Here is a 25,080-nt window from a genome sequence, read left to right on the forward strand (position 1 = left end):
CGTCTGAGACGAACAATCGCGTTAACACTTGTAAGCGCAAGGAACGAAGCTTTTCTCCGGTCATTGGAGTGACGTGCTTAACCGTTCCTTTTCCGCAGGTTGCCAGTGACTTCTCGAGTGGAAATGCCGGAGCTTCCGCCCTGGCTTGCGGCATTGCCGCTTCTGTTCGCCGCCCGGTCCGCCAACGACGATGATTACCACGTCAATGCCGCACTTGCCGCCGCGTCGGCGGCGCTGGAGGCGGACGTCGAGCGACGGGACAGCCGGTCGCGCATCTCGTTCCTGCTCGCCGAGCTTGCGGCACAGCACGGGCGACGCACGGGCGAGAAGTCCGCGCCGATCCCGGTCAGTCTCACCCAGCTGGCGCGCGCCGCGGCGATCAACCTGACGCGAGTGAAGCGCATCCTGGGCTTTCTCACCTTGTCGCAGGTGGTCGAGGTGAAGCCCCGGGCCATCCGCGTGCTCGACTGGGAACGGCTGTGCAAGCTGGGCCAGTATGACCGGCGGTGGGCCGGTCTGGCAGAGGAGGCAGAGGAAGGCGCCGAGCCCCTACCCGCACCCACTCCCCTGCCCGCTTCGCCAATCACTCTCGCCGGGGAGCCGGCAAGCTTCGTCTAGGACAGGAACGGGTCGTCCGTGCTCTGCGGCGCGCGTTCCATCGGCTGGTCGGTGAAGCCCTCCAGCGTCGCCAGCTCTTCGACGTCGCGCTCGATCTCGACCGGACTGGTCGCATAGGCGCAGATCAGTTCGGCAACCGATTTCAGCGCGTGGATATGGATGCGCTCGTAGCTGTGGCTCGCATCCACGCCGAAGGTGATCAGCGCGGTGCGAACGTCGGCCCCACCCTCCAGCGCCGAGGCGCTGTCCGAGCGGTAATAGCGGAACACGTCCCGCTGGAAGGGAATGCCTTCCGATTCGCACATGCGGATGAGCTTGCGGGTGAGGTGATATTCGAACGGTCCGACCTGGTCGGCCATCGCGATGGTGACGCCGGTCTCCCGGCTGTTCTGGCCCGGAGCCGTGGTGCCGTTGTCCACCGAGACCATGGAGACGACATGCTCCAGCAGCACGGCGGACGCGCCGGAGCCGACCTCCTCCGTGATCGTGAAGATGAAGTGGATATCGACCGGCGTGACCGCCTGCCCGGCGATCATCGCCTGCATGGCGGCGAGCATGGCGGCGCAGCCCGCCTTGTCGTCGAGGTGGCGTGAAACGATGTAGCCGTTGTCGAGGAACTCGGTGCCGGGATCGATCGCCACATGGTCGCCGATGTGGATGCCGAGCGCCTCGGTGCTTTCGCGGTCGTGGCAGTCGGCGTCGATCCGCACCTCGACATTGGCCCAGCTGACCGGCTGGGTGTCGATCTCCTCGTTGAAGGTGTGACCGGACGCCTTGAGCGGCAGGATGGTGCCGCGGAACGAGCCCGATTCCGTGAAGATGGTGCAGCGCGTGGTTTCCGCGGAGCGCGACGACCAAGTGCCGATGGGGACAAGCTCCAGCCGCCCGTTGTCCTTGATCATCTTGACGGTCGCACCGAGCGTATCGAGGTGTCCCACGACCGCGCGCGCCCCGTCGACTTCGCGCCCCCGGTACAAGGCCAGGATCGCACCGCGCCGGGTCACCGAATAGCGGATGCCGAGCCGCTGCAACTCCTCGCAGACGTAGCGGACGACGGAGTCGGTGTACCCCGTGGGACTGGGGATCGCGAGCATCCGCTCGAGCACGTTCGAGAGGTAGTGGAGATCAATCGTCGCGGGCATTGGCTCTCCGGCGTCGCCCTGCTGGAGCGGGCATGCTCAAGGGGAAGAGCAGGTCGATAAAGCGCTCCGCCGTGGGCTGAGGCTCATGGTTGGCGAGGCCGGGGCGTTCGTTGGCCTCGATGAAGACATAATCCGGCTCGGCGGGATTGCGGACCACGAAGTCCACCCCGACCACGGGAATGTCGATGGCGCGAGCAACGGCGATTGCGCCCTCCACCAATCGCGGGTGCACGAGCGAGGTCACGTCGTGGATCGTGCCGCCCGTATGGAGATTGGCGGCCTTGCGGACCGGGAAGGCGTGCCCCTTGGGCGGCACCTCTTCCAGCGTGTAGCCGGCCTGCCGCACGCAACGCTCCGTCTCCTGATCCAGGGGGATCCGCGACTCTCCGCCGGTGGCGGCGGCACGGCGGCGGGACTGGCGCTCGATGAGTTGCCGGACCGTGTGGCGCCCGTCGCCAACGATGGTTGCCGGCCGGCGCACGGCCGCTGCTACCAGCTTGAAGCCGATGACGATCAGCCGCAGGTCCTCACCCTGGTGGAAGCTCTCGACCAGGACCCGGTCGCTGTGCTGCCGCGCGACGCCGATGGCGCGCTCCACATCCTCGAAGGTATCGAGATCGACGGCAACGCCCCTGCCCTGCTCACCGCGTGCGGGCTTCACGACCAGCGAGCCATGCTTCTCCAGCATGGCACGGACGGCGTCCATGTCCTCGGCCTCGACCTCCTCCGGCACTTGCACGCCGGCGGCCTGCACGAGGCGCCGGGTCACGGCCTTGTCGTCGCAGATGGACAGGGCAACGGCCGTGGTCAGGTCGGACAGTGATTCCCTGCACCGGATGCGGCGCCCGCCGAAGGTCAGCTCGAACAGCCCGCCGGCGGCGTCGATCACATCCACGCCTATGCCGCGCCGCCTCGCCTCGTTGATGATGATGCGCGCATAGGGATTCATGCCCTGCGCGGGGTCGGGACCGGAGAAGAGCCGCTCGTTGATCATGTTGCGGCGCTTCACGGCGAACACCGGAAGGCGCTGGAAGCCGAGCTTCTCGTAGAGTGCGATCGCGCCTTCGTTGTTGTGGAGAACGGACAGGTCCATGTAGCCGGCCCCGCGCGTCTGGTAATGCTCGGCCAGCCAGCGGATCAGCGCCTCGCCGACGCCGGCATGCGGCGTCTGCGGGTCCACCGCAAGGGTCCACAGCGATGACCCTTGTTCGGGATCGTCGAACGCCTCGCCGTGGTCTATTCCCGTCACAGTGCCGATGACCGCGCCGGTCTCTTCATCCTCGGCGACATAGTAAGTGATGAGCCGATTGTCGGGGCTGAGCTGCTGGCTGAAGAACTCCGGCCGGACCTCGATCATGCGGTGGAGCGCGTAGAGGCGGTTGACCGCGTCGGAGTCCGTATCGGGAACCATGCGGCGGACCAGGAAGCCGGTTGGACGACGGTCCGAGGGACGGTAGGTCGCGAGCTGCAGCCGATAGGTATGCGAGGGGTCCAGGAACAGCTCGGCCGGAGCAGCGGCGAGGACCACGTGCGGGTCCGTCACGTACATGGCGATGTCGCGCTGCTCCGCGCCTTCCGCGCGAAGCTCGTTCAGCAGATCGCCGGCATTGGTGAAGGTCTGCGCAAAGAGGACGCGACCCCAGCCGACGTCGACGACCGCATTGGGGGAAGGCTGAGGAGCGGTCGGGTTCAGGAGAAAGGGGAAGAGCCCCGGGGCCCGGCTCGCCCGTCCCCGCAGTCGGCTGAGCGGCATCAGCCGACACCGTGCTGCTGAAGCCAAAGCTCCAGCAGGCCCACCTGCCACAATTCCGATCCTCGCAGCGGAGTGATGTGCCCCTTGGGGTCCGAGAACAGCATGGAAAGGTAATCGCCCTCGAACAGCGCGCGTTCCCTCGCCGCCTGGCTGGACAGCGCATCGCGGACGAGGTCGAGGTACGGACCATCGATGTACTTGAGCGCGGGCACCGGGAAATAGCCCTTCGGCCGGTCGATGACCTCGGCCGGGATGACCTTGCGAGCCACCTCCTTGAGGATGCCCTTGCCGCCGTGAGCGAGCTTCATACCGGAGGGGATGCGCGCCGCGAGTTCGGCCAGATCGTGGTCGAGGAATGGTACCCGTGCCTCCAGCCCCCAGGCCATGGTCATGTTGTCGACCCGCTTCACGGGATCGTCGACGAGCATGACCGTGCTGTCGATGCGCAGCGCCTTGTCGACGGGATCGTCGGCACCCGGGCGGGCGAAATGTTCGCGGACGAAGTCAAGCGGCGCGCCGCCGTTGCGCCAGTCAGGCCCGAGCTGCCGGTTCAGGGTCTCGGCGTCGCGGTCGAAGAAGGCGCGGCTGTAGCTTGCGACGGGATCGTTGGCGGAGGCCATGGGCGGGTACCAGTGGTAGCCTCCGAAGACCTCGTCGGCGCCCTGCCCCGACTGGACCACCTTGATGTGCTTCGCGACCTCGCGGGAGAGAAGATAGAAGCCGATGTTGTCGTAGGAGACCATCGGCTCGGCCATGGCCTCGATCGCGCCCGGCAGTTCCTTGAGCAGGTCGTCGGAGGGGACGAACAGCTTGTGGTGGTCGGTGCCATAGTGGCGGGCGATGAGATCGGAATAGACGAACTCGTCCCCCTTCTCGCCATGCGCTTCCTCGAAGCCGATGGAGAAGGTCGAAAGGCAGCTCTGGCCGAGGTCCGCGAGCAGCCCGACGATGAGGCTCGAGTCCACGCCGCCGGAGAGGAGAACGCCCACGGGCACGTCGGCCACCATGCGTCGCTCGACCGCGGTGCGCAGGGCGTCCAGCAGCAGCTCCTGCCACTCCCCTTCGCTGCGACCGGCGTTTCCGTCGGCGAGGCCGAACGGCGGGTTCCAGTAGGACCAGTCGGCGAAGGTCCCGTCCTCTTCGTACACTCGCACGGTGGCTGGGGGCAGCTTGCGGACGCCCTTGAGGATGGTGAGCGGTGGCGGAACAACCGCATGCCAGCTCATGTAGAAGTGCAGCGCGGTGCGATCGATGGACGTGTCGACCTCTCCCGCCGCGACGATCCCCGGCAGCGTGGAGGCAAAGCGGAGGCGGCCCGGCGCCTGGCTGTAGTAGAGCGGCTTGATGCCGAAGCGGTCGCGGGCGAGCACGATCCGGCCGCTCTCCCGCTCGTGGATGGCAAAGGCGAACATGCCCTTGAACCGCTGGACGCATTCCCGGCCCCAGGCGTGATAGGCCTTGAGGATGACTTCCGTGTCACCGCCGGAGAAGAAGCTGTAGCCCAGCTCCTGGAGTTCGGTCCGGAGTTCCTGATAATTGTAGATGCAGCCGTTGAAGACGAGGTCGAGGCCGAGCTCCGGGTCCACCATTGGCTGGGCCGAGCGGCTGGACAGGTCGATGATCCGGAGCCGCTGGTGACCAAGGCCGATCCGGCCGCGCATCAGCTGGCCGCAGGCGTCAGGCCCGCGCCGGACCTGGCTCTTCATCATGACGGCCACGGCCGCGGCATCTGCGGTCTGGCCGTCGAAGCGGATTTCGCCGGCTATCCCGCACATGGGCAACCGCGGTGAGAACAGGGAGGATTGTGACCCATTTTCCGATCAGCGATGGTGGTGGACGCCGGAACAACCGATGCGTCCCCGAAAGGGTCCGAGCGGCTGCGATCGAAGTGGATCCTGCGCTGGCTCCGTCCGGGTGCCGGAGCGTTATGCGTTTCTCGGGAGTGCTGCGAATGAAGTCCACACATGTCCTCGCCGGCCTTGCGGCCGCCCTTGCGCTTGCCGGTTGCCAGAGCATGGCGCCTGCTCCTCTGGTTGCCGGTGAGTCCGTTGCCGAAGCGCCGGCACCGCCGCCCGCGCAGCCGCGGGTCAGCACCGAGCGCATGTCGGAGATCACCCGCGTCCTTGCTTCCGACCCGTTCCAGGGCCGGTCGATGGGCACCCCGGGAGAGGAGCGCACGGTCCAGTACCTGATCGAGCAGTTCCGCGAGGCTGGGCTGGAACCGGGCGGCGAGAACGGGGGCTGGACGCAGACCGTCCCGATGATCCGGACCCAGCTCAAGAACCCGGTCGCCTTGTCGGTGCGGCAAGGCGGGTCCAGCCGCACGCTGCGCTTTCCGGAAGACATCTACCTCAGCACCGTGCGTGCGGTGGACCGCGCGAGGATCGCGAACGCGCCAATGGTGTTCGTCGGCTTCGGCGTGAACGCGCCCGAGCGGCAGTGGGACGACTTCAAGGGCGTGGACCTGAAGGGCAAGGTCGCCGTGTTACTGGTCAACGATCCCGATTTCGAAGCGGGCGAGGACGAACCCGTCAGGGGCAAGTTCGGCGGCAAGACCATGACCTATTACGGCCGCTGGTCCTACAAGTTCGAGGAGGCGGCGCGGCGCGGCGCCATCGGGGCGCTAGTTGTCCATGAAACGGAGGGCGCCGGCTATGGCTGGAACGTCGTGCAGAGTTCGGCCGGCGAGAATTTCAACATCGTCCTGGGCGAAGGGCAGCGGCAGCCGGTCCTGCTTCAGGGCTGGATCCAGGGACAGGTGGCGGCCGATCTGCTGAAGAAGGCGGGGCATGACTTTGCTGAGGTCAAGCGGGCCGCCCGCCGCGCCGACTTCCGGCCGATCGACCTCAAGGCGAGCTTCTCCGCGGATGCTCCGGTCGATTTGTCTCGCATCACCAGCCGCAACGTGATCGGCAAGCTGACCGGCAGCCGCCATCCAGGCGAGACCGTCTCCTATGGCGGGCACTGGGACGCCTATGGGATCGGCCCGGCGGATGGGCAGGGCCGCACGATCCGCCCCGGCGCGGCCGACGACGCGCTGGGTCTCGCCGCCATGGTCGAGATCGCGCGCCTGTTCGCCTCCGGACCGCGACCGGAGCGCAGCCTGGTCTTCGCCGCCTGGACCGGGGAAGAGCGCGGGCTGCTCGGGTCGGAATATTACAGCGCCAACCCGCTTTATCCGCACGAAACCATGGTGGCTAACCTGACGCTGGACACGCTCCAGACTGCGGGTGCGGCGCGGGATGTCGTGCTGATCGGCAAGGGCCAGAGCGAACTCGAGGACTACCTTGCCGCAGCGGCGGCGCAGCAGGGACGAACCGTCACTCCGGAGAGCCATCCCGAGCGCGGCCTGTTCTACCGCGCCGACCACTTTGCGCTGGCCAAGCGGGGCGTTCCGGTCCTGCTGATCATGGCGCTGGCGGGCGGCAACGACCTGGTCGAAGGCGGGCGGGCTGCGGGCGAGAAGTGGGTCTCGGACTATACGAGCAACTGCTATCACCAGACCTGCGATGCCTGGAGCCCGGACTGGGACCTCCGCGGCGCGGCGCAGGAAGCCGAGCTGATGTATTCGATCGGCGCGCGCCTCGCCAACAGCCGGGAGTGGCCGGGCTGGCAGAGCGGTTCGGAGTTCGGGCAGGTGCGGGAGAAGAGCGCGGCCGCGCGCCGGCCGTGAGCGGGCGAGCGCTCTAGCTGCGTTCGAGTTCGCGCAGGCTGCGACCGCAGGTTTCGCGGCCTGCCCAGCCGATCAGGCCGGCGGAGGCGGCCATGGGGGCGAGCAGGCCGAGCGCCGCGCCGCTGAGCGTGGGAATCAGCCCGGCGAGCGCGAACAGCTGCACCGCGACGCCGCCAAACTTGCTGCTGCCTGCCACCAGGCCCGTCGCGCGGGCGCGGATGCCGAGCGGATAGCTTTCGGCCGTGTAGGGCAGCAACACGGCGATCATCCCGTTGGTGCCGACGATCAGGCAGGCGATGACGGCGATTAGCAGCGGTGGCCAGGTCAGGACCTGGGCGGGGAGGACGGCCCCGACCAGCCCGACGAAGGTCAGGAGCGCGGTGCCGACCAGGGTCCACTTGCTGCTCCACCGGCTGTAGAAAAAGGCGGCCAGCATGACCGTGGGCAGGGCGAGCACGGCCGAGCTGGCGATGATGCCGCTGGCCAGTTCCGCGCTGTAGCCGCGCGCCTGGAGGTCGCTCGGCAGCCACAGCAACAGGCCGAAATTCACGAAGCTCCACGACAGGGCGGCGACGGTGAGGGCCACGGTCAGCCGACGGTGCCGGAGGTCGCCGGAGCCCGTGCTCTCCACGCCGGGAGCGCCGCGGGGAACGATGCCGAAGCGATGCTCCATCTGCTTGAGCTCGACCATTCGGCCCTGCTCCGCCAGGAACCGCGGGGATTCGGGGATGAGGCGGGCCAGAGCCAGCAGGAGGAGACCGCTTGGGAAGCCCTGCAGCCAGAGCGAGCGCCAGCCGTAAATGGGCTCGAACGTATGGGCCGCGGCGCTTGCCGCCAGGTAGCCGCCGACGAGCCCGGTGCCGCCGACGAACACGAGGATCCACGAGCGGTGGCGGGGCGGCATGACCTCCGCGAGGAGGGTGTAGACCACCGGAAGCATCCCGCCGGCCGACGAACCCATCAGGAAGCACATCAGGAGGTTCCACTCGAACGCCGGCATGGCGCCGCAGATCGAAGTGGAGACGAACAGGATGGTCGACAGCAGGATCGAGACCCGGCGGCCGTAGACGTCCGCAAGCCAGCCCCACAGGAGTGAGCCCACCGTCGTTCCGATCAGCGCCACCAGCGGCAGGAGCGCCGCGGTGGAGCGTTCGATGCCATATTCGCGGGCGAGCCCCGGCAGTACGAAGCCGAGAGTTGCTGGCTTCATGACGTCGATCACCAGCCCCAGCGTCAGCACCAGCAGGACCCCGGCATGCCAGCGGTTGAGCGGTGTGTCGTCCCGCGCCTCGTAGCCGGTCGCCGCGGCGGAATCGTGTGGGGCGCGGTGCCTGGGCAAGGCTCCCCAGCAGGCGAGCGGGACACCGATGAAGATCAGCGCCATGCCAAGCATCATCCAGCCGTCCATGGGCATGTGCGACATGCTGTTGTGACCCATGGCATGGGCATGGGCGAGCATGGGCAGGTGCAGCAGGACGCCGACACTGATCGCCACGCACCCGGCCCAGAACCAGGGTGCGCGCTCTCCGACGATCGACGGCCGATCCACTGAAACACTCGCTGTCATGAGGAAAGCTCTAGATGATGATGGGAAGGCGGCAAGTGCGGGGATGCAAGATGCGGTACGGTGGTCAGGCGTCGATGTTGCGGGTGCGGGTTTCAGGAAGGAACAGCAGCCCGACGACGACGGTGACCACGCAAACCGCGATCGGATACCAGAGCCCGTAGTAGATATCGCCGGTGGCAGCGACCATGGCGAAGGCGGTGGTGGGCAGGAAGCCTCCGAACCAGCCATTGCCGATATGGTAGGGCAGCGACATGCTGGTGTAGCGGATCCTGGCGGGAAACAGCTCAACCAGCAGCGCGGCGATCGGGCCGTAGACCATGGTGACGTAGAGCACGAGGATGAACAGGATCGCGATCACCAGCGGCTTGTTGATCGCGTTTGGGTCGGCCTTGTCGGGGTAGCCGACAGCCTTCAGCGCGGCGGTACCCGAGGCTTGGAAAGCCTTGATTGCTTCTGCCCGTTGGGGTCCGGCGATGGCGTTCGGATCGACCCACGGGATCAGGGTGTCGCCGATCTTCAATTGCGCAAGCGAGCCGGGCGGAGCGTCCACGTTTGCGTAGCTGATCCCCGCCTTGGCCAGGTAGGATTTCACGATGTCGCAGCTGCGCGCATCGAACTTGTTCCGGCCTACCGGATCGAACTGGACCGAGCAGTCTGCCGGGTCGGCAATGACGCTGACCGGCGCGCTCGCCTGGGCGGCATAGAGGGCGGGGTTGGCGGCCCGCGACAAGGCATGGAATAGCGGGAAATACGTGAGCGCCGCGAGCACGCAGCCCGTCAGGATGATGGGCTTGCGCCCGATCCGGTCGGACAGCCAGCCGAAGAAGATGAAGAAGGGCGTGCCCAGTGCCAGCGCGACGGCGATCAGAATGTTGGTGGTCGCGCCATCGACCTTCATCATCTTCTCGAGAAAGAAGAGCGCGTAGAACTGGCCGGTGTACCAGACCACCGCCTGACCGGCGACGGCTCCAAGCAGGGCGATGATAACGAGCTTCAGGTTCGGCCACTTGCCGAACGCTTCGGTCAGCGGCGCCTTGGACGTGGTGCCCTCCTCCTTCATGCGCTTGAACACTGGGCTCTCGTTCAGCTGCATCCGGATCCACATGGAAACGGCAAGGAGCACGATCGAAATCAGGAAGGGAACGCGCCAGCCCCACGAGGCGAAGGCTTCCTCCCCCAGGGCATAGCGGACGCCGATCACCACCAGCAGGGCAGCGAATAGGCCGAGCGTGGCCGTGGTCTGGATGAAGCTGGTGTAGAGGCCGCGCTTGTGATTGGGCGCATGCTCCGCGACGTAGGTGGCCGCGCCGCCATATTCGCCGCCCAGCGCCAGGCCCTGGAGGAGGCGCAGGAGCACCAGGATGACGGGAGCTGCGACTCCGATGCTCGCATAGCTGGGCAGCAGGCCGACCAGGAATGTCGACAGGCCCATGAGGCCCATGGTGACGAGGAAGGTGTTCTTGCGCCCGACGAGGTCGCCGATGCGGCCGAAGACGATGGCGCCAAAGGGCCGGACCGCGAAGCCGGCCGCGAACGCCGCAAGCGCGAAGATGAAGCCGGTGGTCTCGTTCACGCCCGAGAAGAATTGGGCCGAGATGATCGTCGCCAGCAAGCCGTAGAGGTAGAAGTCGTACCACTCAAACACGGTGCCGAGCGAAGAGGCGGCGATGACGAGCTTCTCGCTCTGCGTCGCCTCATGATGCTTGGGCGTGTCTCCCGCTTGTTGGGCGGTGGCCATTCACGTCTTCTCCCCCTGACTTGGGCATGGTTGCGCGTTTCTGCGCCGAAGGGAACAGCCGTCGAAGAGATCAGTGGAAATCGTGGGTGCGGATGGGAATGACTTCCTCCGGGTCGCAGCCAGTGCGGAAGGGCGGATGGTAGAGGTTGCGGGGGTTCGGGCGCCAGCCGGTCTCGCCACGGTCGGGCGAGCCGCCGTTGGTGGCGCCGTCGCCGGGACTGGTCAATCGCGGCAGGTCGATGTCGCCGACTTGGCGGAGTAGAGGCGTTTGGTCGTGGATGCGGCTGGCGATGACGTGGATGACCTCCGCCTCGCGCTGGACCACGCCGGTGACGCTGATCATCGCCGAGGACATGACCACCGTGCGCTGCGCTTCGAACCGGTCGGGCCACAGGATGATGTTGGCGACGCCGGTCTCGTCCTCGATGGTGATGAACAGGACGCCCTTGGCGCTGCCCGGCTTCTGCCGGACGAGGATGATGCCGGCGACCTCCACCCGGCGGCCGTCCTTGACGTTGGCGAGGTCGGCGCAGCGGGTGATGCGCTGGCGGCTGAGTTCGTCGCGCAGGAAGAAGAGCGGATGCTGGCGCAGACTGAGCTGGGTGGCGCGATAATCCTCCACCACTTCGCGACCTGCGGTGAGCGGTACCAAGCTGACAGGCTCCTCCCTCCGTTCGGCCGCTTCCAGCAGCGGCAGCGGGGACTCTCCGAGCCCGCGGATCGCCCACAGCGCCTGCCGCCGGTTGAGGCCCAGCGACTGGAATGCGTCGGCCTTGGCCAGCTTCTCCAGCGTGGCGAGCGGTACGCCGGAGCGGCGCCACAGGTCCTCGACTGAGGCGAACGGCCGCTGGTCGCGCGCCGCGAGGATGCGGGCGGCGTGGATCTCGGGCAGACCGTGGACGACCTTCATGCCGAGGCGCAGGGGGAGGTAGTTGGCTGCGTCATTCCCGCGGGGGCGGGGATCCATCTCGTGCCCTCCTCTCCCGTGACCGGGTTGGGAGATGGATTCCCGCCTTCGCGGGAATGACGAGTTACTGGCGGAAGCTATCCCAACCAGCCGCGTGTCCCATTGGCTGTCATTCACGCACACCGGGCGGATCTCCACCCCGTGGTCGCGGGCGTCGCGGACGATCTGGGCGGGGGCGTAGAAGCCCATCGGCTGGGCGTTGAGCAGCGCCGCGCAGAAGACTTCGGGATGGTGGCACTTCATCCATGACGAGGCGTAGGCGATCTTGGCGAAGCTCGCCGCGTGGCTCTCGGGAAAGCCGTAGGAGCCGAAGCCCTCGATCTGCTTGACCAGCCGCTCGGCGAATTCGGGGTTGATGCCGTTCTTCGCCATGCCGGCCATCAGCTCTTCTTTGAACTGGCCGACGCCCTGCGTGTACTTGAACGTCGCCATCGCCTTGCGCAGCTCGTCGGCGCGCGCAGGCGAGAAGCCGGCGCCCTCGATCGCGACTTTCATCGCCTGTTCCTGGAAGAGCGGCACGCCAAGCGTCTTTTCCAGCACCGCCTTCAGCTTCGCGCTGGGATATTCGAACTCAATATGGGGGTTCTCGCGCTTCTGCTGGCGGCGCTTCAGATAGGGGTGGACCATGTCGCCCTGGATTGGGCCCGGGCGGACGATCGCGACCTGAATGGCGATGTCGTAGAAGTTCACCGGCTTCATCCGCGGCAGCATCGCCATCTGCGCGCGAGATTCGATCTGGAAGGTGCCGAGCGTGTCCGCCTTCTGGATCATGGCGAAAGTGGCCGGATCGTCCGTCTGCAGCTCGGGCGACGAGAGCGTCAGGTCGAGCCCCTTGTGCTCGCGCAGCAGGTCGAAGGCGCGCCGCATGCAGCCGAGCATGCCGAGGCCGAGGATGTCGACCTTCATCAGGCCGAGCTCCTCGATATCCTCCTTCTCCCATTCGACGACCCAACGATCTTCCATGGCGGCGGGTTGGATCGGCACGAGGTCGTGCAGCGGATCGCGGGTCAGCACGAACCCGCCCGGATGCTGCGACAAGTGCCTGGGTGTGCCGATCAGCTCCCGCGCCAGTTCCAGCGTCAGCGCGAGCCGCGGGTCGCCGCGGTCGAGATTGAGCGCGTCGACATGCTTGTCCGCGACCCCCTCCTCCGACCAGCCCCAAACCTGCCCGGCCAGCGCCGCGGTCATGTCCTCGGGCAGGCCGAGCGCCTTGCCCACCTCCCGCACCGCGCCACGGGCCCGAAAGCGGCTAACTACGGCGGTCAGCGCCGCATGGTCGTGGCCGTAGGTGCGGTAAATCCACTGGATGACTTCCTCGCGGCGCTCGTGCTCGAAGTCGATGTCGATGTCGGGCGGCTCGCGCCGGTCGGGCGAGATGAAGCGCTCGAACAGCAGCTGGTGCTCGATCGGGTCGATCGAGGTGATGCCCAGGACGAAGCAGATCATGGAGTTCGCCGCCGACCCGCGACCCTGGCAGAGGATGCCTTGGCTCCGCGCATAGCTGACGATGGAGTTCACGGTCAGGAAGTAAGGCGCATAGGCCATCTGCTTGACCAGCCGCAGCTCATGCTCGAGCAGGTCGAGGTAGCGCTGGTCGGGAACGCCGTTGAAGGGCGGCTTCTGAAACAGGCGATCGAGGGCGTCGCGGGCGAGTTTCTCCAATGCATCCTGCGGCGACCTGCCGCTGATCACGATTTCTTCCGGATACTGGTAGCGGATTTCGCGCAGAGAGAAGGTGCAGCGCTCCACGATCGCCTGCACTGCCGACAGCGCTTCCGGGTATCGGGTGAAGCGCCGCTCCATCTCTCCGGGCGGTTGCAGGCAGCGGTCGGCTGAACGCTCGCGGCGGAGGCCGAGGTCATCGATCGTGCACTTCTCGCGGATGGCCGTGACTACATCCTGCAGCGTGCGCCGGTCAGGCTCGTGGTAGAGCGCATCCCCGGTCGCGAGTGGGGTCAGGCCGAAGCGGCGAGCTTCCGCAGCGATCCTGTGCAGTCGCCGGCTGTCGTTCGGCCGGCGCAGGTGGGTCAGGCAGACATGGCCACGATCGGCCCCAAAGATGTCCGCCATCCAGCGCAGTTCCGCCTGGTCCGCACCGTCGGGTCCGGGCACGAGCGAGGCGAGCAGCCCGTCCGAATAGGCGGCCACGTCATCCCAGTGGAGGAAGCATTTGCCTTTCTCCCCGGCCCTTGGGTCGGCCCGCTTGTTGCCCAGGCTGAGCAGCCGGGTCAGCCGAGACCAGGCGGCGAGGTCTTCGGGCCAGACCAGCACGGACGCGCCGCTGACCAGGTCGAGGCGGCAGCCGGCGACCAGGCGGATGTCGAGATGCCTGTCCTTCTTGATCTGCTCGGTCGCATAGAGGGAGCGGACAAGCCCAGTGACCGAATTGCGGTCCGTGACGCCCAGCGCAGGCATGCCCATCAGCGCGGCGGTGGTGAACAGCTCCTCTGGCGAGGACGCGCCGCGCAGGAAGGAGAAGTGGGTAGTGGCCTGAAGTTCGGAGTAGGTCATGGGACGAGGTCAATCGACCCTGCCGTGGAGGAACCAGCTGAGGTCTCCCGTTTCGCTGCGCACGCCGTCGCCCCGACGGTAGAGCCAGAAGCGCTGACCGCTTTCCACTTCCACCTGGAAATAGTCGCGCACTGCCTGGCGCTCCGCCGGGCGGCGCCACCATTCGCCAGCGATGCGCTCCGGCCCGTCGGCGCGGACAACGCGATAGGCCTTGCCGCGCCAGGTGAAGCGGCGGGGCGGCTGATCCGGCAATTCGGCCATAACATGGTGCACCATCTCGGGCCGGCGCAGCAGCCGGACCGGACGGGGCCAGCGCGGATGCCACGGGTGGTCGGGGGCGCGGCTATCCAGCAGGCGGACGTCGTCGCGCTTGGCCTTGGCGAGACGCTTGGGTCCAGGGTCGAGCGGCGGCGCGAGCGCAACCGACCGTTCGGGCACATCACTCTCCACCGGCGACGCGCGCCACAACCGGTCGGCGCCGATCCGGTTGGCCAGCGTGTCGACGAGCGGCGCCAGGTCCGGCACTTGCGGGTCCGCGAGGGCGGGCGCCAGCGACTCCGGGCCGAGCGGGTCGGCGCGGTGGACGTGAAGGGCGATCGCATCGATGCCGAAGCCAGGCTCGATCTCCTCGATGCGGCGCAGGGCCAGGCGCAGCATGTGCGCGGGGTCGCGGGTCGGCCGGGCAAAGCCCAGCCGGAGCCGTTGGGGGACACCGTCGACTCGGGCTGCGATCAGCTCGACCGAGCGGGCGCCCTGCCCTGCTTCGGCGAGCGCGCGGGCGAGGCGCGGCATGAGCTGCCGAAGCCAGTGCTCGATCGCTTCCGCCGTCGCGATCGGCTCGGCGAAACGCTGCTCCACGGTGACCGTGGTCGGCGGCACGACCGGGTCGAACGGCTCCGGCACCCGGCCGGTCGCCTGGTCGAGGCGCAGGACAATGGCCTTGCCGAACCGGCGCACCAGCGGCGCGCGCGGCATCGCCAGCAGCTGCCCGGCCGTGTCCACCCCCAGGCGCGCGAGCAGCTCGAGCGAAGCGGGTTCCAGGCGCAGCGCGGTGACTGGCAGCGGGGCGATGGCGGCGTCGTGCTCCCCCGGCTTGACGATCAGCGCTGCCCCTCCGCCGCCATGCCGCGCCAGCGCCCAGGCCGCGCCCGCCGTGTCCGCGATCGCCAGGCGCGCGGTGACCCCGTGCCGGGCAAGCAGGCGCAGCAGTCGGCGGGCAAAGCGCGCCTCGCCCCCATGCAGGTGGGCAACGCCGGTCAGGTCGATGAACAGGCCGTCCGCATCGGAGACCGCGACCACCGGCGACCAGCGCCGGGCCAGCAATTCGGCCAGTGAGCGGAGGTCGGCGGCATCGCCTTCCGGGTCGGCGACGCGGACCTCCAGGCCCGGGACCTGCGCGCGGGCCATGGTCAGCGCCATGCCGGGGGTGAGACCAAGCGACCGCGCGGCGGGGTTGGCGGCGGCGATCTCCACCCGCGGGCCGACCTTGTGCGTGGTGACCAGCGGCGGCTCGTCAGGCGGAAGGTAGCCGATATCGGTGAGAGCTCCCTCCTCCCGGCACACCCGGGCGACCACGCTGCCGAGCGTCCGGCCAGTCTGGAAGAAGCGGCCTTGGCCATAGGTCGGCGCGATCGGTTCGCTCTTGCCGTGATTGTCGGGGTGCGGCCCCTCGCCCGGGAACTGCACGGCGGGCATGGCGGCAAGCTGAGCCAGACTGGGCGGCGCGATGTAGCCGGCCTCCCCGCCATGCCCGTCGCGGGCGCTGCGCCTGGGTGAGCGCTGGGCCCGGCGCGTGGCGACATCCTCACCGGGGAACTGGACGGACGGCAAAGCGGCGACACGATGGATCGAGAGCGGCCCATGCCCTACGACGCCGCTCAGGACAGGCGGAGCCTCGTTGCGGTAACGGTCGCGCTTCGCCTCGGCCCGCAGCGCGGCGCCACGGTTGGCCTTGGCGGGCGCGTCCTCTCCCGGAAACTGGAGGGAAGGCATGGGCACGCGATCCGCGATGCGCCGGCCGACCTCGTCCGAGGGCATGGAGCGGAACGGATGCTCGGCCGCCTCCGTCCGGCGCGACAGCTCGCGCAGCAGCGGCGGTGGCGCGACGCGCTCCTCGGGCGGGCGGGAAAGGCCCTTCTTCGGCTCAGAACCCCGGAAGGGATTGTCGGCCGCGACGCTGACCCGTCCGAGCTCGCGCTGCGGGGGGCGGCGGTGCTGGGGCAGCGCCTCGATCGCGGCCTCCACCTCCTCGCGGGTGTCGGCCAGCCCGCTTCCCGGATCGGACTTGGCCCAGCGTGCACCCGGACGCCAGCCGCCCTCCTTGGGCACGGAGCAATGCTGCAACCGCTCGGCCGCCGCCTCCGCCCCTAGCGCATGATATGCCGCCTGGGCGTCGGCTTCAGGCGACGGCGCGGAGCGGCGCTCGGCCCGCCGCAGCCGGTCGATCGGCCAATAGGGCAGGTAGAGCGAGGCGACCCGTTTCATCTGGAGCCTCCACAATCATGTCGAAAGGTCCCCCCCCACGCTGGCGGACGCAGGACAGGCGCCAGCAGGCGCGGCCAAGCCCCTCCCACGGGACCGGCACCGATGGCGCGCTTGCCACCTGCCAGCGGGTCACGGCAGCCGACGGCATGGCCAGCGGATCGCCGCCGTCCCGCGCGGCTCGCTTCAGCAGCAGGGCCGGCGTGCTCCCTCCTTCGGCAGCCAGCTGGAGCCGGCGGGTCGAGGCCATGGCAACGCGCTTCACCTCGCCGATCACCGCACCAAGCCCGCGGTGCCGCAGCCCATCTTCCATCAGCGCGAGCAGCTCCGCATCGTCGCGGGCCTCCGCATATATCACGCGGCTCGGGTCCAGCCCGGCCTGGTAGAGCCCGGGCGCGAACAGGTCGCGGGCCCGCACGACCCACAGGATCGGCCCCTCCGTCCGGGCCGCGATGCCGGCCATGAACAACACCGCCGCGGCATCGTCGCCCCAGCCGGCACCCTCGCCCGCCACCTCGTGCAGGGCATCGAGCCGCAGCCCCTCGCCCGCCAGCCGCTCGTCGATCGCAGGAACCCCGAACGGCAGCACTGGCCGGTGGCGATCGCCATCGCCTTCCAGCGCACGCACGGTTTCGCGCAATTCGGCAAGGGTTGATGGTAAAGCAGGCACAGCGCGACTCGTAAGGCAGTTGTTCTCGTTTTGTTCCTGCCGTCCCGCGGAGTCAATGCGCTCGCACAGACACCTGAAAAAGCTTCAGGCGGGGCCCAAGCGAATCCGCTCGAACCCCGCCTTCCGCCGTTGGGCACCGTGTGACCGACGCTCACCCCCTTGGGTCATCTCATCTCGCCGCCGTGATCACCCGGGTGCGATCCTCGGACCTGACGACTTCCGCCGCCTCCGACTTGCCGAAGCACGTCCGCTTGAGGCGCGCGGTCGGGGACTTGTGAACCACCCTGACGCGGCAGGTCCTGCGGTTCCCTTCCACGGAGTCCGTCTTGCCGGACCAGCCCGCCTGTCCATCCGAGCGCGGCGCTGCGGATGCCGGCGGCGTGGCGCCTGCCGCGACCAGAGTCGCCACCACGCCGCCGAGCAGGATTGCCGAGACCTTATTGCGGTCCAGGCTCCCCTTCTTCCCTGCCGCCTCCCGGCGAGAGGTGCCGGGCTGCAGCCAGGAAGGCTTTGCTTCGAATGCGATCATTGTCCTGTTCCCTTGAGTTCGTGTCGATGAAACCGTGAAAGCCGTCCTGCTTCAGGGGCGCACTTCGAGCACCATGTTGAACGGTGTTTCGGTGGCCCGCCGGACCTGGGTGAAGCCCGCGGATTCCAGCACCTCGCGGAGCCTGCGCTCGCCGGCCTGTGCCCCGAGCCCCAGCCCGACCTCCTGCGCCAGCGACGCCGGCGTGCAGATCATCGTGGAGGAGGCATAATAGAGCCGCCCCACCGGGTTGAGGTTGTCCTCCAGCCGGTCACCGGCCAGCGGCTCGACGATCATCAGGGTACCGTCGGGCTTGAGCGCCTGGCGGATCTGCCGGGCGGCGCCTGCCGGATCCCCCATGTCGTGCAAGGCATCGAAGATGGTCACGAGGTCGAAGCCTTCGCCCGGGAAGTGCTGCGCGCTCGCCACTTCGAACCGCACGCGATCGGCCACTCCGGCCTTCTCAGCGGCCGCCCGGGCATGTTCGATCGACTCCGCATGGTAATCGAACCCGATGAAGGTCGAGTTGGGGAAAGCCTCGGCCATGATGATGGTCGACGCCCCATGCCCGCAGCCGACGTCGGCGACGCTGGCCCCCTGCTCCATCCGCTCGACCATGCCGTCCAGTGCCGGAAGCCAGTCGGCGACCAGATGAGCAACATAGCCTGAGCGGAAGAAGCGCTCGCATCCGCAGAAGAGCATCTGGTCGTGCTCGTGCCAGCCGACCCCTGCGCCGGTCCGGAACGCCTGCTCGATCTTCGGACTGTCGATGACGTTGGAGCACAGGATCTCGAACGATCCGACGAAAAAGACGGGACTGTCCTCGTCGGCGAAGGCGAGGGCCTGTTCGGGAGTGAGGCCGTAGCGCTCCTCCGCCGCATCATAGGTGATGTACCCGGCGGCCGCCTGGGCGGCGAGCCATTCCCGCACGTAGCGCTCGTGCGTGCCCGTCGCATCGGCGAGCTGGTCGGAGGTCAGGCCCTCGCTCGCAGCCAGGGCCTTGTAGAGGCCCAGGCGATCGCCGAGCACCACCAGCGGCGCCGTCGCGGCCGCACCGGCGTCACCGACTAGCTTGCCCATGAATTCCTGCAACTTCGCTTCGTCGAAGGCTGGTGTTGATGTCTTGTCGAGCATGATCTTCCCCGCATGTTCAGGATTGGACGAACAACAGCCCTCATCGGGCTTCTCGGGAGACAGGCGCGGAAGGTCGTCGAGCCAGTAGCGATCGAACAGCTCGGCGAAGCGCTTCCTGCACTCCGCCAGCTGCTCCTCGACACCGAACCCAGATTTCCCCAACGCGACTGCTCCTTTCGCCGGCTTATCTGCCGGGGAAGCGTCACGACCCGACGTCGGCGCAGCCGGAAAATGGTCACGATTGTAACAGGCTCTGCCGGCCGCATTGGCGATGCGAGTTAATGCGGTACATTGTGCGCCAGCAGTCAGGGGCCTGCCGGATGCAACGTGTTGACCTGGTGGACGAACCATCCTCGATCGACGGCGACCTGCCGTTCCGGCTCCTTGCCGACCATCTTCCGGCGCTCTGCTTCATGGCGGACGGCGGCGGACGAGTGCGGTGGTGCAATCGCAGATGGTACGATTACACCGGCGCGCTCCCTGGAGCCGATCCCCACGAGATCTGGCCTTCGCTTCATGACCCGACTTTGCTGGATGAAATTCAGGCGCGTTGGGATGCCAGCATCCGCAGCGGCGAGGCCGGCGAGATGGTGGTCCTGCTTCGAGGGGCGGACGCGCGCTTTCGGCCGTTCCTGACCCGCGCCGAACCGGTCAAGGCGCCGGACGGCTCGGTGCGATGCTGGCTCGGCACGATGACCGAGATCGGCGAGCAGCGCGAGGCGGAGCAGAACCAGCGATTTCTCGTGCAACTGGGTGATGCGCTGCGCGACAAGAGCGATCCCGCGGAGATCCTCTTTGTCACGGGCCGCCAGCTTGGCACCCACCTTGGCTTGAGACGAGTCGGCTACGGCGAAGTCGAAGAGGACGGCAATACGGTCATTGCAGGCGGCCGGGGTTGGCAGCCGACGGATGAGCCCGCCGTCACCGAAATGCTCTCCCTCGACAGCTTCGGGCGCGGAATGGCCGACCAGCTACGCCGTGGCGAAGTCTCCGTCATTGCCGACACGCTGATCGATCCGATGACGCACGGTGCAGCGGAGGTGCAGTCGGCCTACGACATTCGCGCCAGCGTCACGGTTCCGCTGATCAAGAACGGCCGGTTGGCGGCGGTGCTCTATGCTCAGGATTCCTCGCCGCGGGCCTGGCGCGATGCCGAGGTGCAGCTGATCCGGGAAGTGGCCGAGCGAACCTGGGCGACGCTCGAGCGGGCGAGCGCGGAGACCGCCCGCAGCGAGAGCGAGCAGAGGCTGCGCGAGAGCGAAGCGCGGCTGCGCGCGATCGTCGACGCCACCCCAGAGTGCGTGAAGCTGGTCGCACCGGACGGGTCACTGGATCACATGAATGCCGCCGGGCTCCGGATGCTCGAAGCAGATACGGACGCGGATGCACTCGGTCGTGACATCGTGAAGGTCATCGCGCCCGAGCACCGCGCCCGCTGGCGCGAGAACCACAAGCGCGTCTGCGCGGGCGAGAGCCTCGTATGGGAGTTCGATGTCATCGGCCTCAAGGGCACCCGGCGACATATGGAGACGCACGCCGTGCCCCTGGCCGACGCGCATGGCCGCATGCAGCAGCTGGCCGTCACCCGGGACATCAGCACGCGGAAGGCGACCGAAGCAGCGCTGGCGGAGAGTGAGGCCCGCTTCCGCGGAGTCATCGAGACCGCGCACGAGGGCATCTGGCTGGTCGACCGGGAAGCGCGAACGCTCTTCGCCAACCAGCGGATGGCGGACCTTCTGGGGACCACACGGGAGGAGATGCAGCAGCGCAGCGTTCCGGACTACAGCTTTGCCGAAGACCTGGAGGACACGCGCCAGCGGATCGGCAACAACCTGTCAGGGAACCCCGAGCAGTTCGAGTTCCGGTTTCGCCGGACCGACGGCACGCCCCTGCCGGTGCTCGCGGCTACGGCACCGCTTCGAGATGGCGAGGGGAACATCGTCGGCGCCGTCGGAATGTTCAGCGATCTGACGGAACGCAAGCAAGCCGAAGAGAAACTGCGCGAAAGCGAAGCGCTGCTAGCCGCGTTCATGAAGCACGCCCCGATCGGCATGTACCTGAAAGATGCCGACGGGCGATATCTGATGCTCAATCCGGAAATGGCAAAGGTGTTCGACCGACCGCTCGAGGAGGTCGTCGGCGAGAGCGCTGCAGAGCTGTTCGGTCCGGAAGAAGCGGCAATGATCGCCGAGTTCGACCGCGAGATCCTGGCCTCCGGCCGGTCGAGGCGGGTGGAAGAGCATCTTCCCGGTCGCGACGATTACGAGTGGTCCCTGGTGGTTCGGTTCCCGCTCGCCTTGGACGAGGAGAAGTCCACCCGCATCGGCGGTTTCGACATCGACATCAGCGACCGCAAACGGGCCGAGGCCGAACTGCAACGATCGCGCGAGGCCTTATACCAATCCGAAAAGCTGACCGCCCTGGGCAGTCTGCTGGCAGGGGTCAGCCATGAACTGAACAATCCCTTGTCCGTGGTGCTGACCTTGTCCGAACTGCTGGAGCAGAAGGCCTCCGGAACCCCATTCTCCGAACGTGCCGCCAAGATCCATGCCGCGGCCGCACGATGCGGCAAGATCGTCCAGACGTTCCTCGCCATGGCTCGCCAGAGAGCTCCGGTGCGTCAATCGGTCAGCGTCAACGCGCTGGTCAGCGGAGCGCTGGAACTGACCGCCTACAGCCTGCGCACGGGCGGCGTCCAAATCGTCCAGGAACTGGCCGAGAGTCTTCCGTTGATCGAAGCGGATGCGGACCAGCTTGGTCAGGTGCTTGTGAATCTCCTGGTCAACGCGCAGCATGCGCTTCTGGAGCGGGATACCCAGCGGGTGCTGACGATCCGCACATCTGCGGACGAGCGCAGCCGAAGGGTCCGGGTAGAGGTGGAGGACAATGGCCCCGGAGTAGCACCGGAGATTCGCCGAAGGATCTTCGACCCTTTCTTTACCAGCAAGCCGCAAGGCCAGGGCACCGGCATCGGCTTGACCTTCAGCCTGGGTATCGTGGAAGCCCACGGCGGCACCCTGCGGCTCGACGATCCGCCGGATGGAGGCGCGCGGTTTACCATCGAACTTCCGGCTCGTGGGGAGGCAATGCCTGCACCCGGAAATGGCAACGAGCGGACTGCGGAAAGTGCATCCGGCCGAGCGCTGGTAATTGATGACGAGCCGGATCTTGGCGATGCTCTCGCGGAGATGCTAGCTGACGAGGGGTACCGGGTCGACGTCGTGCGGTCCGGCGAAGACGCCAAGAAAATGATCGCGCTGCATGACTATGACGCAGTGCTGTCCGATCTGCGCATGCCTGGGGTGGATGGCCCCTCGCTGCTCGACTGGCTGGAAGACGAGCACCCCTATCTGGTACGCAGGCTCGCGTTCGTAACCGGCGACACGCTCGGCCCAACGGCCGCCCGTTTCCTGGATCGCGCACGCCGGCCGTTCCTGGAGAAGCCATTTGATCTCTCAGGACTGCGACGCATTCTGGCAGAGCTTGGCGAGGGTCGTCATGGCTGAGGAGGTCGGTGCCGCCCACATCGTGGTCGTGGATGACGAGCCGGACCTGCGCGAGGCCGTGCAGGAGTATCTGCTCGACCATGGCTTTGCCGTCAGCGGCGCGGATGGCGGCCGGTCGCTTCGTTCCCTGATGAGTGAGCGGGCCGTGGACCTGGTCATCCTCGACATCAACATGCCCGAGGAGGACGGCCTGTCCATCGCCCGCTACCTGCGCGGGCTTGGACCCATCGGGATCATCATGTTGACCGCCAACCGGGATACAGTGGACCGGGTCGTGGGACTGGAGATCGGCGCCGACGACTATCTGCCCAAGCCGTTCGAGCTTCGAGAGCTGCTCGCACGGGTTCGAGCGGTCTTGCGACGGGTGGCAAAGCCACACGCGCCCGCGGCGACCATGGCCCATGAGGTTCGGGTCGGTCGGTGCATGCTTAACCTAGAGTCTCGCCGGTTGTTCGACCTGGAGGGCGGCGAAGTCCCGATTACCGCGATGGAGTTCGACCTGCTCCGGACCTTTGTCGAGCACCCCAATCGCGTCCTCACACGGGACCAGCTGCTGGATCTCGCCCACAACATGGAAATGACACCATTCGATCGCTCAATCGACATGCGAATCGGTCGCCTGCGCCGGAAGGTCGAGCCGGACCCGAAGCTTCCCAGGACCCTCAAGACCGTGCGCGGCGCGGGCTACATCTTCGTCCCGGCCGCTATTTCGGGCTGACCTGTTGTTACGTTTGTGACACAAGATGCATCGGCCTGACGTCATCTTGTGAGTCAGCACGCGTAGATCGCCCTCCGACAAGAAAGTTGGAGGGTGACATGAGGTACAAAAGTAGACTGGTTCGACGACCTTGGGCGCGCCTGCAGTCGGCGCTGAGGTCGGGAGAGACGCGAGCCGCGGCGGCAGCGGCCGCCTCAGCCGCAGCTGCGGCGAGTTGCGCTTTCGTTCTGTCCGTTCTTCCGCCCGTTGCTTGAGCCAAGCGGGCTCACACCCAGGAGACGTCCAATGATCCGCTTCCTGATGCTCGGTGTTGCCGCACTCGCGCTGACCAGCGCCGCGCCCCTACCGGTTTCGATTTCCGCCGACGCCATGTCGGTCCTGGATCCGCTGAAGCAAATCCGCTTCCGCTGCGGCGGGGGCCGGGAACGCGGTGCGCTGATCCGGGCGCGGCTCCAATTGGCGCTCGCGTCCGGTGCGCTGCCAGCAGACGGGGCGGCGGCCGCACCCCTGATCGAGGGCCTGAGCGCCGTCCGGTATCCGATCACCGCTGCCAACGAACAGGCGCAGGCGTACTTCGATCAGGGGCTGGCGCTCGCCTACGGATTCAATCACGACGCGGCCGTGCGGGCCTTTCGGACGGCGCAGAACCTCGATCCGAGCTGCGCCATGTGCTTCTGGGGTGAGGCCTATGCGCGTGGTCCGAACATCAACGCGCCCATGGATCCGCAGGCGGTCGAGCGCACGATGACCGTGCTGCAGCGCGCGTTGGCGTTGCGCGACCGAGCCTCCGAGAAGGAACGGGCGCTGATCGATGCGCTGTCCACCCGGTACACGGCAGACCCGAACGCCGACCGTTCAGCGCTCGACAAAGCTTATGCCGACGCAATGGACCAGGTCGCCGCCCGGTTCCCCCAAGACGACGATATCGCCATCTTGGCCGCCGAGGCGGCGATGGACACGCAGCCCTGGGATTATTGGGAGAGCGACCGGCGGACCCCCAAAGGGCGGATCGGCGCCACGATTGCGCGGGTGGAGCAGGTCCTTGCCCGCAACCCCAACCACCCGCAGGCCATTCACCTGTATATCCACCTGCTGGAAGCATCGGCGATGCCGGAGAAAGCGGAGGCCGCGGCAGATCGTCTCGCCAGCCCGCTTGTTCCTGCCGCGGGGCACCTCGTCCACATGCCCGGCCATCTCTACTACCGGCTCGGGCGGTTCAAGGACGCCGTCAAGGTGAACGTCGCGGCCGCACTGGCTGACGAAGCCTACCTCCGCACGGCCGACGACAAGGGAATCTACCGCTACGGATATTACCCGCATAACGTGCATTTCATTGTCACTTCCGCGCAGATGGGCGGCGACAAGGCGACGGCGATCGAGCAGTCTCGCCGCTTGCAGCAGGTGCTTGGCGTGGATGTGGCGCTCGCCATGCCATGGGTGCAGGCGATCTGGGCAGCCCCTTACTTCGCCCATGCGCAGTTCAGCGGTCCCGCGGAGATTCTGGCGCAGCCCGCGCCCGACGCACGCATGCCCTATGTCACCGGCATGTGGCACTACTCTCGCGCGGTCGCCCACGCGCTCCGCCGGGATAGCAAGCGTGTCGAGCGCGAGCTTTCGAAGTTAAAGCAGCTGCGCGAGAAGTCGGACTTCACGTCGATGACCGCGGGAGGAGTCCCCGCACCGGACTTGCTCGAACTCGCGGAGCATGTCGCGCGAGGACGCCTTGCGTTTGCCCTTCGCCGGCCGACGGAAGCAATCCGCCATTATCGTGCTGCGATCGCGATCGAAGACCGCATCCCGTACATGGAACCGCCTTACTGGTATTACCCAGTGCGGCAGTCCCTAGGCGCGACGCAGCTCGTCAGCGGTGATGCAGCGGGCGCGAGGCAGACGTTCCTCGAGACGCTCGCGCGCTCGCCCAATAACGGATGGGCCCTCTACGGCTTGGCAGAGGCGCAGCGGAGACTTGGCGAGAGGGTCGCACGCCGTTCCACCTTGAGCGCTCTCCAGCAAGCGTGGCTCGGCAAGCGGAGCGATCTCACGCTGGCACGCCTCTGACGAAGCTCCGCAGCCTGC

General features: G+C 67.3%; 15 protein-coding genes. 5 read left to right on the top strand and 10 right to left on the bottom strand.

From position 1 onward, the window contains the following. Nucleotides 1-123: 123 nt before the first annotated feature. Entirely contained in the window at nucleotides 124-618 is a 495-nt protein-coding gene (locus JT720_RS01720; protein WP_205478943.1) for a cyclic nucleotide-binding domain-containing protein, read from the top strand. On the opposite strand, the gene JT720_RS01725 is transcribed toward JT720_RS01720, so the two are convergent. Genes JT720_RS01725 through JT720_RS01735 form a run of 3 tightly spaced genes read right to left on the bottom strand, consistent with a single transcriptional unit; the run spans nucleotide 615 to nucleotide 5,288 of the window. After that, the gene (locus JT720_RS01725) at nucleotides 615-1,760 is read right to left on the bottom strand and encodes an osmoprotectant NAGGN system M42 family peptidase (RefSeq protein ID WP_205478944.1); all 1,146 of its coding nucleotides are present in this window, start codon (nucleotides 1,758-1,760) and stop codon (nucleotides 615-617) included. The two genes, JT720_RS01720 and JT720_RS01725, sit on opposite strands and share 4 nt — an antisense overlap. Then, nucleotides 1,744-3,513, bottom strand: a complete 1,770-nt coding sequence (ngg, locus tag JT720_RS01730; protein ID WP_205478945.1) for an N-acetylglutaminylglutamine synthetase — start codon at nucleotides 3,511-3,513, stop codon at nucleotides 1,744-1,746. The genes JT720_RS01725 and ngg overlap by 17 nt, the downstream gene beginning before the upstream one ends. Then, complete coding sequence (locus JT720_RS01735; protein WP_205478947.1) at nucleotides 3,513-5,288, bottom strand: N-acetylglutaminylglutamine amidotransferase; 1,776 nt, start codon at nucleotides 5,286-5,288, stop codon at nucleotides 3,513-3,515. Before JT720_RS01735 ends, ngg begins: the two co-directional genes overlap by 1 nt. Nucleotides 5,289-5,527: 239 nt before the next feature. Between JT720_RS01735 and JT720_RS01740 the strand changes: the two genes are divergently transcribed. Next, nucleotides 5,528-7,186 carry a M28 family metallopeptidase gene (locus tag JT720_RS01740; protein WP_205480114.1) on the top strand — a complete coding sequence of 553 codons (1,659 nt, stop codon included), beginning with the start codon at nucleotides 5,528-5,530 and terminating at the stop codon, nucleotides 7,184-7,186. A 13-nt stretch (nucleotides 7,187-7,199) separates the two neighbouring features. Here the strand turns inward: JT720_RS01740 and JT720_RS01745 are convergent, their stop codons facing one another. The 7 genes from JT720_RS01745 to JT720_RS01775 all read right to left on the bottom strand — a co-directional run bounded on the left by JT720_RS01745 (nucleotide 7,200) and on the right by JT720_RS01775 (nucleotide 18,942). Beyond that, entirely contained in the window at nucleotides 7,200-8,753 is a 1,554-nt protein-coding gene (locus JT720_RS01745) for an MFS transporter (RefSeq protein ID WP_237219613.1), read from the bottom strand. A gap of 64 nt (nucleotides 8,754-8,817) precedes the next feature. Next, complete coding sequence (locus JT720_RS01750) at nucleotides 8,818-10,491, bottom strand: MFS transporter (RefSeq protein ID WP_205478948.1); 1,674 nt, start codon at nucleotides 10,489-10,491, stop codon at nucleotides 8,818-8,820. A 70-nt stretch (nucleotides 10,492-10,561) separates the two neighbouring features. Next, on the bottom strand, nucleotides 10,562-13,969 hold the full coding sequence (locus JT720_RS01755) for an error-prone DNA polymerase (protein WP_205478949.1): 3,408 nt from the start codon (nucleotides 13,967-13,969) through the stop codon (nucleotides 10,562-10,564). A 9-nt stretch (nucleotides 13,970-13,978) separates the two neighbouring features. Then, nucleotides 13,979-16,453, bottom strand: a complete 2,475-nt coding sequence (locus JT720_RS01760; protein ID WP_237219614.1) for a DNA polymerase Y family protein — start codon at nucleotides 16,451-16,453, stop codon at nucleotides 13,979-13,981. Further along, a complete protein-coding gene (locus JT720_RS01765; protein ID WP_205480116.1) occupies nucleotides 16,368-17,069 on the bottom strand; it encodes an ImuA family protein in 702 nt (233 codons plus the stop codon). The genes JT720_RS01760 and JT720_RS01765 overlap by 86 nt, the downstream gene beginning before the upstream one ends. A gap of 220 nt (nucleotides 17,070-17,289) precedes the next feature. Then, nucleotides 17,290-17,649: a hypothetical protein gene (locus tag JT720_RS01770; RefSeq protein WP_205478950.1), complete on the bottom strand. Its 360-nt coding sequence runs from the start codon at nucleotides 17,647-17,649 to the stop codon at nucleotides 17,290-17,292. 51 nt (nucleotides 17,650-17,700) lie between these two features. Further along, nucleotides 17,701-18,942 carry a class I SAM-dependent methyltransferase gene (locus JT720_RS01775; RefSeq protein WP_237219615.1) on the bottom strand — a complete coding sequence of 414 codons (1,242 nt, stop codon included), beginning with the start codon at nucleotides 18,940-18,942 and terminating at the stop codon, nucleotides 17,701-17,703. 158 nt (nucleotides 18,943-19,100) lie between these two features. On the opposite strand from JT720_RS01775, the gene JT720_RS01780 reads away from it, so the two are divergent. The 3 genes from JT720_RS01780 to JT720_RS01790 all read left to right on the top strand — a co-directional run bounded on the left by JT720_RS01780 (nucleotide 19,101) and on the right by JT720_RS01790 (nucleotide 25,062). Further along, nucleotides 19,101-22,286, top strand: a complete 3,186-nt coding sequence (locus JT720_RS01780) for a PAS domain S-box protein (protein WP_205478951.1) — start codon at nucleotides 19,101-19,103, stop codon at nucleotides 22,284-22,286. Then, nucleotides 22,279-23,004, top strand: coding sequence for a response regulator (locus JT720_RS01785; RefSeq protein ID WP_205478952.1), 726 nt, complete (start codon nucleotides 22,279-22,281; stop codon nucleotides 23,002-23,004). The genes JT720_RS01780 and JT720_RS01785 overlap by 8 nt, the downstream gene beginning before the upstream one ends. A gap of 285 nt (nucleotides 23,005-23,289) precedes the next feature. Continuing rightward, nucleotides 23,290-25,062, top strand: coding sequence for a tetratricopeptide repeat protein (locus tag JT720_RS01790; protein ID WP_205478953.1), 1,773 nt, complete (start codon nucleotides 23,290-23,292; stop codon nucleotides 25,060-25,062). Nucleotides 25,063-25,080: the final 18 nt, after the last annotated feature.

The organism is Sphingomonas arenae (genome assembly GCF_016924655.1).
Lineage (GTDB): Bacteria > Pseudomonadota > Alphaproteobacteria > Sphingomonadales > Sphingomonadaceae > Sphingomicrobium > Sphingomicrobium arenae.